The sequence below is a fragment of the Staphylococcus sp. HMSC14C01 genome, from assembly GCF_001808085.1.
GTDB lineage: Bacteria > Bacillota > Bacilli > Staphylococcales > Staphylococcaceae > Staphylococcus > Staphylococcus hominis.
Map to the genome: position 1 here is coordinate 1 of NZ_KV792033.1, position 9,973 is coordinate 9,973.

At 31.5% G+C, this 9,973-nt stretch carries 11 protein-coding genes; 9 read left to right on the plus strand and 2 right to left on the minus strand.

Features of this window, described 5'->3' with window-relative positions; all coding sequences use genetic code 11:
• Positions 1–26: 26 nt before the first annotated feature.
• Entirely contained in the window at positions 27–353 is a 327-nt protein-coding gene (locus HMPREF3131_RS05715) for an ArsR/SmtB family transcription factor (RefSeq protein WP_002448641.1), read from the minus strand.
• A gap of 155 nt (positions 354–508) precedes the next feature.
• On the opposite strand from HMPREF3131_RS05715, the gene HMPREF3131_RS05720 reads away from it, so the two are divergent.
• The 5 genes from HMPREF3131_RS05720 (at position 509) to HMPREF3131_RS05740 (ending at position 5,408) form a co-directional block, all read left to right on the plus strand.
• Positions 509–1,165, plus strand: coding sequence for an SDR family oxidoreductase (locus HMPREF3131_RS05720; protein WP_002448697.1), 657 nt, complete (start codon positions 509–511; stop codon positions 1,163–1,165).
• Between the two features lie 341 nt (positions 1,166–1,506).
• Positions 1,507–2,439: a type I phosphomannose isomerase catalytic subunit gene (locus HMPREF3131_RS05725; RefSeq protein WP_049379491.1), complete on the plus strand. Its 933-nt coding sequence runs from the start codon at positions 1,507–1,509 to the stop codon at positions 2,437–2,439.
• A 398-nt stretch (positions 2,440–2,837) separates the two neighbouring features.
• Positions 2,838–4,211, plus strand: coding sequence for an EVE domain-containing protein (locus tag HMPREF3131_RS05730; RefSeq protein WP_049382646.1), 1,374 nt, complete (start codon positions 2,838–2,840; stop codon positions 4,209–4,211).
• Positions 4,212–4,361: 150 nt separating this feature from the next.
• A complete protein-coding gene (locus tag HMPREF3131_RS05735; RefSeq protein WP_019835530.1) occupies positions 4,362–4,757 on the plus strand; it encodes a thiol-disulfide oxidoreductase DCC family protein in 396 nt (131 codons plus the stop codon).
• A 210-nt stretch (positions 4,758–4,967) separates the two neighbouring features.
• On the plus strand, positions 4,968–5,408 hold the full coding sequence (locus HMPREF3131_RS05740) for a Dps family protein (protein ID WP_017176090.1): 441 nt from the start codon (positions 4,968–4,970) through the stop codon (positions 5,406–5,408).
• Between the two features lie 85 nt (positions 5,409–5,493).
• Here HMPREF3131_RS05740 and deoD read toward each other — a convergent pair whose 3' ends face one another.
• Positions 5,494–6,204 (minus strand): purine-nucleoside phosphorylase, encoded by a 711-nt coding sequence (gene deoD / locus HMPREF3131_RS05745; RefSeq protein WP_070436523.1) that lies wholly within the window; start codon positions 6,202–6,204, stop codon positions 5,494–5,496.
• 146 nt (positions 6,205–6,350) lie between these two features.
• Between deoD and deoC the strand changes: the two genes are divergently transcribed.
• From deoC to HMPREF3131_RS05765, 4 genes are all read left to right on the plus strand, one after another.
• Positions 6,351–7,013, plus strand: coding sequence for a deoxyribose-phosphate aldolase (gene deoC, locus HMPREF3131_RS05750; RefSeq protein ID WP_017176092.1), 663 nt, complete (start codon positions 6,351–6,353; stop codon positions 7,011–7,013).
• Positions 7,014–7,074: 61 nt separating this feature from the next.
• A complete protein-coding gene (locus HMPREF3131_RS05755; protein ID WP_017176093.1) occupies positions 7,075–8,376 on the plus strand; it encodes a pyrimidine-nucleoside phosphorylase in 1,302 nt (433 codons plus the stop codon).
• 11 nt (positions 8,377–8,387) lie between these two features.
• On the plus strand, positions 8,388–9,572 hold the full coding sequence (deoB, locus tag HMPREF3131_RS05760) for a phosphopentomutase (RefSeq protein WP_019835529.1): 1,185 nt from the start codon (positions 8,388–8,390) through the stop codon (positions 9,570–9,572).
• Between the two features lie 2 nt (positions 9,573–9,574).
• On the plus strand, positions 9,575–9,925 hold the full coding sequence (locus HMPREF3131_RS05765; RefSeq protein WP_019835528.1) for a DoxX family protein: 351 nt from the start codon (positions 9,575–9,577) through the stop codon (positions 9,923–9,925).
• Positions 9,926–9,973: the final 48 nt, after the last annotated feature.

Here is a 9,973-nt window from a genome sequence, read left to right on the forward strand (position 1 = left end):
TGATGGTGTGTGTGATTAGACATTTATTATTCACCTCTTTGATGATGAGCATGTTGAATGGCTTGTTTTAATAAAGTAGAAACATGTTGATCGTCTATAGAATAAATCATGGATTGTCCATGACGTGACGATTTAACGAGGCCTGCTTGTTTTAAACTCTTTAATTGATGCGATACATTTGATTGAGTTAATTTTAATGTATGCGTAATATGCCCAACACTAGCTTCACCTTTATATAACAATTCTAAAATACGTAAACGGTTATAATCGCTTAACGCTTTAAATGTCTCAGTTAAACGGTTAAGCATGTATTCATCTATAAATATATCTCTATCTTTATTTGTATTGGACATCACATGAGACCTCCTCTTTAATATATTAATATATATTCATATATTAATATATAGTGTCCTTGTCTAAGTGTCAATGATATATAGTAAATAAGTTTAAAAATGATACTAAGTGGTATTAATAAACTATGAAATGAATTGAAGGAGGAAATAAGTTTATGAGTATATTAGTTATTGGTGCTAATGGTGGCGTAGGTTCTAAATTGGTTAACCAATTAAAAGAAGATCAAGTTGATTTTACAGCCGGTGTTCGTAAAGAAGAACAAGAAAGTGCGTTAAAAGATCAAGGTGTTAATGCCATTTTAATAGATGTAGAAAAAGATAGTATTGATGATTTAACTGAGAAATTCAAAGGCTTTGATAAAGTTATTTTCTCAGTTGGTTCAGGTGGTAGCACAGGTGCTGATAAAACAATCATTGTTGATTTAGATGGTGCAGTGAAAACGATTGAAGCAAGTAAAAAAGCAAATGTTAAACATTATGTAATGGTTTCTACTTACGATTCACGTCGTGAAGCATTTGATGCAAGTGGAGATTTAAAACCTTATACAATTGCAAAACACTATGCAGATAATCATTTAAGAAATTCTGGACTAACTTATACAATCGTTCATCCAGGTGGTTTAGAAGATAAATCAGGTACTGGTGAAATTAAAGCTGACTTGTATTTTGATGAAGGAAGTACAATTCCACGCGAAGATGTGGCTTCTGTATTAAAACACGTAGCGACTTCTGAAAATAAATTTGAAAATAAAGAATTTCAAATTCTTTCAGGGCATCAATCTATTCAAGAAGCATTATCTCGTTTTGAGTAGTTAAGTTAGATAATTAATTACAAATGAAAAGTTCTGTGTTAGAGTAGGACAGTGAGTTTTAAAACTTGCTGTTCTATTCTTTTTTATTAATATATATAATTTCTATTAAATTAATAATGAAATTGATATAATAAACATATGAGTGAAAATTTTTATTTAACTATAGAAGCGAAATAGCATTTATATAGAATTAGTTATCTGATATATTAAAAGCTTAAATAGATAGTAATTTAAAGATAAAATGGGTCATCAATTGTTCTAATTATACATAATCATTTAAATACGATATTTCACTTTAAAATAAAGAGAGAAGCAATAACCGTTTTTTAGGAGGTGCAATCATGCCATTATTTTTAAAGCCTATTTTCTTTGAAAAAATATGGGGCGGTAATAAGTTAAATCAATTTAATTACGACATACCAAGTGAACAAACTGGAGAATGTTGGGGTATTTCTGCACATCCGAATGGAAAAAATATGATTGAAAATGGTCAGTATGCTGGTCAAACATTAGATCAAGTATGGAATGAGCATAGAGAATTATTTGGAGACTTTCCAAGTAAAGATTTCCCTTTATTATGTAAAATAGTGGATGCAAGACACCCTCTATCTATTCACGTTCATCCTGACGACTCGTATGCATATGAATTTGAAAACGGTCAATATGGTAAGTCAGAATGTTGGTATATTATTGATGCAGAAGAAGATGCTGAAATTATACTCGGTACCTCTGCTGATTCAAAAGAAACATTTGAGAATAAGATAAAAGAAGAGGCGGTGTTGGATGTAGTAGAAAGAATCAAAGTTAAACCAGGTGAGTTTTATTTTATACCAGCTGGAATGCTTCATTCTATAGGTTCTGGTGTTTTAGTATATGAAACAATGCAATCATCTGATATTTCATATAGAGTATATGATTATGAACGTAATCGAACTGATGGATCATCATTAGAAGTTAAAAAAGCATTAGACGTGATTCAATTTACTGCAAATGCACCTGCTATAGTACCTGAAACTACAATTGTAGAAAATCATAAACGTAGCCAAATTGTATCTAATGACTTTTTTACAATGGTTAAATGGGAAATAAGTGGAACGCTTAATTATATGAAGCCTCGTGAATTTTGTCTTATTTCTGTATTAGAAGGTCGTGGACAAGTGATTACAGATGGTGAAATCTTTAAGCTAGAAAAGGGATCTAATTTTATTTTAACTTCTGAAGATTTAGATAGCGTATTTGAAGGAGAGTTCACTCTAATTATAAGTTATATTTAGTTAATCAATTTAATTTATAAGCAGACGTGTTGGAATAATTTCTATATCTAGCATGATTTTCTTGTGTGATAGCTGAATCTAGAAGTTTTTTATCTTCCGCTTCCTGTTAATCGGAAATCTAATAATGTTTAAATAATGAGATAGTATATTTTAATAGTGAAATGGAATTTTGTGAGGATTCATATGATTCTATTTCACTTTTTTGAATTTAAAAAGTGATTTAATAATACGTCAACTCTATTAAAAAAATATGATAAAATAAAAAAAACGAAATCTTATAGACGATTCATATATTTAAATTTAAGCGATCTAAAAATGACTAATAGGTGCTAAAATTAATATTAATATATACATGAATAAAGATGCTAAATTTAAAATAAGTAAGAAGGAGATTCTAGATGGCAGAAGAAGTAAATTACTTTTGGTTAAATTGTGGATATACAAGATGGAACCATAATGAACCATTAGTTGGACAAACAACTTTATTTGAGTCTGGAGCACAGTTCAATCCTACTCAGGGTTTTCGAGCGTTCAAAAAAGCTAAAATTGGCGATCAAGTGATTTTTTATCAAGTACAAACAGATACTGGATTATTAGGAATTGGGGAAATTATTAGTGTTCAAACAGGAGCACAAAATAAAATTAGAGTTGAATTTAAATTTAATGAAGAGTTAAAGCCTTTAACTACTGACTATTTAAAACGTAGTGAAGTGCTAGATTATCGAATGAATAATATGCGTGAAACGTTAATAAATCAACTCACAAAAGAGGAGTTTCAATTAATCGTTGAGTTAGGAAAAGGTAACATTCAATTACCTCGATATTTCTTTTTATCTGAAACTGAAAAATTTGAACCTGATACTCATTATACGATTTTTACACATACTTATAATGGAATTAAACGGAATGGTTATCATTTTTATAACCAATTAGAAGTAGGGGATAATTTAATATTTTATGATAAGAATAGTAATCAATCGGTCGTAGGAATTGGTGAAGTATCTCGTCATATTCATGAAAAACCTCCAATTCCTGGTCGTACTAATAGTACTGCAATTGAGATTTATTATGAAAAGAATATCACTCCTGTTACATTAGGAGCACTAAATAAACATCCTAAATTAAAGAACTTATACTTTTTACAAGAAAATGCTAAGCAAGCAATAGCAAGTATGAGTCAAGCACAATACGATGCTATTATAGACATGAGTGAAAATGATGGGATTAGAACACCATTTGAGACTATTAAAAAACCAGGATTCAATACGGATCATGATGAGACCATTAAACCTTTTATTTTACTCGTTGTAGATAAACGTGAAGAAGGTTTGAAAGCAGCCAATAATCTTTTACAAAAAACGAATGCTAATCCAGTTATTACTAGTGGTCACCCTGACTTTAGTGAAGATATGTTATATGGCAAATATCTACCTAATGAGACAGGTGCTTTATATTATAGAGAAGGTTTTATTACACAACTTATGCCTAAAAATGACAAAAGTTACTTAGTGATTGATAACTTTAATAGACTTGATCCAGATATATTTCAAACTTATATTAATGTTTTAGAAGGGTACGAAGTTACATTACCTAGATATAATAAAGACGGTAACATGATTACTTGGTCTCGTGAAAAAAATTCTTTTTATCATTTTAATCCTAATTGGCATATTATTGGCGTAACATACGAAAAGTTAGAAGATATCAAAAATAAATATTCACAACAATTTTTAAAATATACACGTATTGTAAAAGTGAACCATGATGCATAATGTCAAACAAGTTAGATAAAAACAGCATAATGTATAATTAGTTAAAGTGGATATAGAATTTGAAATAAATTCTATATCCACTTTTTTTGTGTTTAATGAGTCCTTGTAAAAGGAATATATTAAATAGGTTAAAAAGGAAGGTGACGGAACATGCCAATCGTTTATTACGATGGAAATTGTGTGTATTGTTATAATTATTGTATTTGGCTAATACAACATGGTTTACCTAAAAATTATGAGTTTGCGACGTTAAAAGGAGAAGCGGGACAACATTTATTTAAACAACATCCCGAAGCTAAAAATAAAAATAGTGTGATACTACAAGAAGGAGATCGTTTATATTACGAGACTACTGCAGTAGCAAAATTAATCACAACATTAAGTAGTAAAAAATGGTTAGGCATACTACTTAGAGTAATGCCATTACCAATAAGAAATTTAGGTTATCGACTGTTTGCTAATAATAGAGATAAAATGTGGAAAACACATTGGCATAAACCAAACGCATATGAAAAATCATTCTTTATTGATGATGATAGACAATAAATGAGAAAACTATTTTTTAATTGATAATATCTATATTTTTTGATTATATATTATAAAACTTTTGATAATGATTCTATATATTTATTCATAAATATTAGTGTTTTTAAGTTGCGTGTGTAAAATGACTTTACAGATTATAATTATTATAATATAATTATGATTGTAAAAGAGAAACTTGGCTGTATAAAAGTACAAAAAAGGAGAGATTCGATGACTCAACAAGATGTAGTAAAAGAATTAAATCAACAAGTAGCAAACTGGACAGTAGCATATACAAAATTACACAACTTCCATTGGTATGTTAAAGGTCCTAATTTCTTCTCATTACATGAAAAATTTGAAGAATTATACAATGAAGCTAGTCAATATGTAGACGATTTAGCAGAACGTATTCTAGCAATTGGAGGTAACCCAGTAGCAACATTAAAAGAAAGTTTAGAACTTTCAATTGTAAAAGAAGCAGAGACACATTACACTGCTGAAGAAATGGTTAAAGCTTTCTCTGAAGATTTAACTCAAATTTCTAAACAACTTGGAAAAGCAATTGAAGTTGCAGGAGAAGCAGGAGACGATGTTTCAGAAGATATGTTTATTGGTATGCAAACATCAGTAGATAAACATAATTGGATGTTTAAATCTTATTTAGTTTAAATATTCTATTTTAAAAAGAGTCATTGTGGACGATAAAACGTCTACAATGGCTCTTTTAACTTTTAATATTAACATTGATAAGTGATTATTCAGCGATTTCTAAAGCAATTTCCATCATTTGAGTAAATGATGTTTGACGTTCTTCAGCTGATGTAGCTTCATCTCTTAAGATATGATCACTTACAGTAAAAATACCTAATGCTTTTTTACCAGCATGAATTGCATTTAAATATAAGCCAGCTGATTCCATTTCAATACCTAAGATACCCATGTTCTTCCAACTATCGTTAAAATGTTTATCGGCATTATAAAACGTATCTGATGATAAAATATTTCCAACATGTGTAACTACTCCGATATCATCAGCAACTTGTTTAGCTTTAGTAATTAACTCAAAATCTGCAATTGGAGCAAAGTGACCAGGAATATTAAATTGATCTACATAATTTGAATTAGTTGAAGCAGCTTGAGCAATAATGACATCATATAAATTCACATTCTCTTGTAATGCACCACATGAACCAATTCGAATAATTGTATCAACATCAAAGAAATTATAAAGCTCATACGAATAAATTCCAATACTTGGAATACCCATACCTGAACCCATTACTGAGATTTCTTTACCTTTATATGTGCCAGTGTATCCAAACATATTACGTACTTCATTAAATTGCTCAACATTTTCTAAAAAGTTATCAGCAATATATTTTGCACGTAATGGATCCCCAGGCATTAATACTGTTTTAGCAATTTTAGTTCCATTAGGTTGAATATGAGGTGTACCGTTTGTCATGAATATCTTCTCCTTAACATTTTTATTCAAAATAAAGATAACATTTGTTTAAAATTTTTGCGAATTTTTGTACTATATAAATGAGAGAAACATATAAATTATGTTAATACAGTTGGCTTTCGAGCAATACATTGGAGGAAATTTTTATGGAATATTCAAAATATATTGATCATACACTTTTAAAACCGGAATCAACACGTCAACAGATTGATAAAATTATTTCTGAAGCTAAGGCGTATCATTTTAAATCGATTTGCGTTAATCCAACCCACGTTAAGTATGCTTCTGAACAGCTTGTGAATTCTGATGTGCTTGTATGTACAGTGATTGGGTTCCCACTTGGAGCTACAACAACTGCTACAAAGATTTTTGAAACAGAAGATGCGATTAAAAATGGCGCGTCAGAAATTGATATGGTTATCAATATAGGCGCACTTAAAGATGGAAGATATGAAGACGTTCAAAAAGATATCGAAGGCGTAGTTGGCGCAGCTAATGGAAAAATAGTGAAAGTTATTATTGAAACTGTTCTTTTAACAGACGATGAAAAAGTGAAAGCAAGTGAACTAGCAAAAGCTGCTGGTGCAGATTTCGTTAAAACATCAACTGGCTTTGCTGGGGGAGGCGCTACACCAGAAGATGTGAAATTAATGAAAGACACTGTGGGAGACGAATTAGAGGTTAAAGCTTCAGGTGGCGTACGTAATTTAGAAGATTTCAATAAAATGATTGACGCAGGCGCTACACGTATAGGTGCGAGTGCTGGTGTCCAAATTATTCAAGGTTTAGAGTCAGATTCTGATTATTAATCATGCAGTTGATGTAACAGCATACAGATACAACAGCTTATTTTGAGAGGAGTTCAGAATGATGAGAATGATAGATATTATTGAAAAGAAACGCGATGGAAAATCATTATCTAAAGAGGAAATTGAATTCTTTATCAAAGGCTACACGGAAGGAGATATCCCAGATTATCAAGCCTCAAGTTTAGCTATGGCGATTTTCTTCCAAGATATGAATGAAGAAGAACGTGCAGCTTTAACTATGGCAATGGTTAATTCAGGTGATGTTATTGATTTATCAAAAGTCAATGGTATTAAAGTAGATAAACACTCAACTGGTGGCGTTGGAGATACGACGACATTAGTGTTGGCACCATTAGTAGCTGCAGTGGGAGTGCCAGTTGCCAAAATGAGTGGCCGTGGTTTAGGACATACGGGTGGTACGATTGATAAATTAGAATCTATTGATGGGTTTCATGTTGAAATCTCTGAAGCGGACTTCATTAAACTTGTTAATGAAGATCAAGTTGCAGTGATTGGACAAACAGGCAATTTAACACCTGCAGATAAGAAACTATACGCATTAAGAGATGTTACAGGAACAGTTAACTCTATTCCTCTAATCGCATCATCTATCATGAGTAAGAAAATTGCCGCGGGTGCTGATGCAATCGTCCTAGATGTTAAAACTGGAAATGGTGCATTCATGAAAACATTAGAAGATGCCGAGGCTTTAGCACATGCTATGGTTAGCATAGGAAATAATGTTGGTAGAAATACAATGGCTATTATTTCAGATATGAGCCAACCACTTGGTCGTGCGATTGGGAATGCTTTAGAATTAAAAGAAGCGATTGATACATTAAATGGTCAAGGACCTGAAGATTTAACTGAACTAGTATTAACGCTTGGTTCACAAATGGTCGTACTTGCTGAAAGAGCAAGTACACTTGAAGAGGCGCGTCAATTGCTCAATGAAGCCATTGAAAATGGCTCAGCATTAGATAAATTCAAAACATTTTTAGAAAATCAAGGTGGCGATGCTTCAGTTGTCGATTCACCGGAGTTATTACCGACTGCCGAATATCAAATTGATTATAAAGCAAAATCAAGTGGTGTAGTTTCAGAGCTTATTGCTAATGAAATTGGCGTTGCTTCAATGATGTTAGGTGCGGGAAGACAAACGAAAGAAGATGACATAGATTTAAGTGTTGGCATTGTGTTGAATAAGAAAGTAGGAGACAACGTCAATGAAGGAGAGTCTTTATTAACGATTCACAGTAATCGTGAAAATGTTGATGATGTAATTAAGAAACTTGACGAAAGTATCGAAATTAAAGCGCAAGCAAAAACACCAACATTAATTCATAAAATAATTACAGAGTAGGAGTGTTAAATATGACGACACCATTTAAAAGAGTACATTTAATTGTCATGGATTCAGTAGGTATTGGTGAAGCACCTGATGCTGCAGCTTTTAATGATGAAGGTTCACACACATTAAAACACACGTTAGAAGGTTTTAACCAATCATTACCTAATTTAGAAAAATTAGGATTAGGTAATATTGAAGATTTGCCAGTAGTCAATAAAGTTGAACAACCAGGTGCTTTTTATACTAAATTAAGTGAAGCTTCTGTTGGAAAAGATACGATGACAGGACATTGGGAAATTATGGGACTAAATATCATGCAACCATTTAAAGTTTATCCAAATGGATTTCCTGACGAATTAATTCAAGAGATTGAAGAAATGACAGGTCGAAAAGTTGTAGCAAATAAACCTGCTTCAGGTACTGCAATTATTGATGAATTAGGCGAACATCAAATGAAAACAGGGGATTTAATTGTTTATACTAGTGCAGACCCAGTACTTCAAATTGCTGCACATGAAGATATTATCCCACTTGAAGAATTGTATGATATTTGCGAAAAGGTTCGTGAATTAACTAAGGATCCTAAGTACTTAATTGGCCGTGTTATTGCACGTCCATATGTTGGTGAACCAGGAAACTTTACGCGTACATCTAATCGTCATGATTATGCTTTAAAACCATTTGGTAAAACTGTTATGAATACATTAAAAGATAGTGATTATGATGTTATTGCTATTGGTAAAATCAATGACATCTATGATGGCGAAGGTGTAACTGAAGCCATTCGTACAAAAAATAATATGGATGGCATGGATAAGTTAATAGAAGTTGTCAAAAAAGACTTTAATGGATTAAGTTTCTTAAATCTTGTTGATTTTGATGCTTTATATGGTCATCGTCGTGATAAAGAAGGTTATGCACAAGCCATTAAAGATTTTGACGAACGCTTACCAGAATTAATTGATAATTTACAAGAAGATGATTTAGTGATTATTACTGCTGATCATGGTAATGATCCAATTGCAGAGGGAACAGATCATACTAGAGAATATATTCCAGTGCTTATGTTTAGCCCTAAAATAGATGCATACCATGAATTATCAGGAGATACTACATTTAGTTCAATTGGTGCAACAATCGCAGATAATTTCAATGTTGAATTGCCAAAATACGGAAAAAGTTATTTAAAAGAAATGGGAGTTGAATAATTATGAAAATAATGAGATATTTGTTAGGTTTAGCATTTGGAACAGCAGGAATACTACATTTTACAAAGGAACGTCAATTTAGATCGATTGTACCGGAGTATTTACCATTACGAAAAACAGCAGTTTTAGTGACAGGCGTATTTGAAATGTTCTTTGGAGTTATGTTATTAGCTAAAAAACCTGCGGATTGGTTGAAAAAAGGTATTAATGCATTTTTACTTGCGGTTTTTCCAGGAAACATTTACATGGCAAGAAAGCAATTACCATTAGGAAATAAATCTGTTCCTAAGTGGGCATTATACTTAAGATTACCACTTCAATTCATTTTAATAGCTATCGTAAAAAAATTATAATAAAACTTAAATAAACAATGAGGCTGGGACATAATTCCTAACAAAATA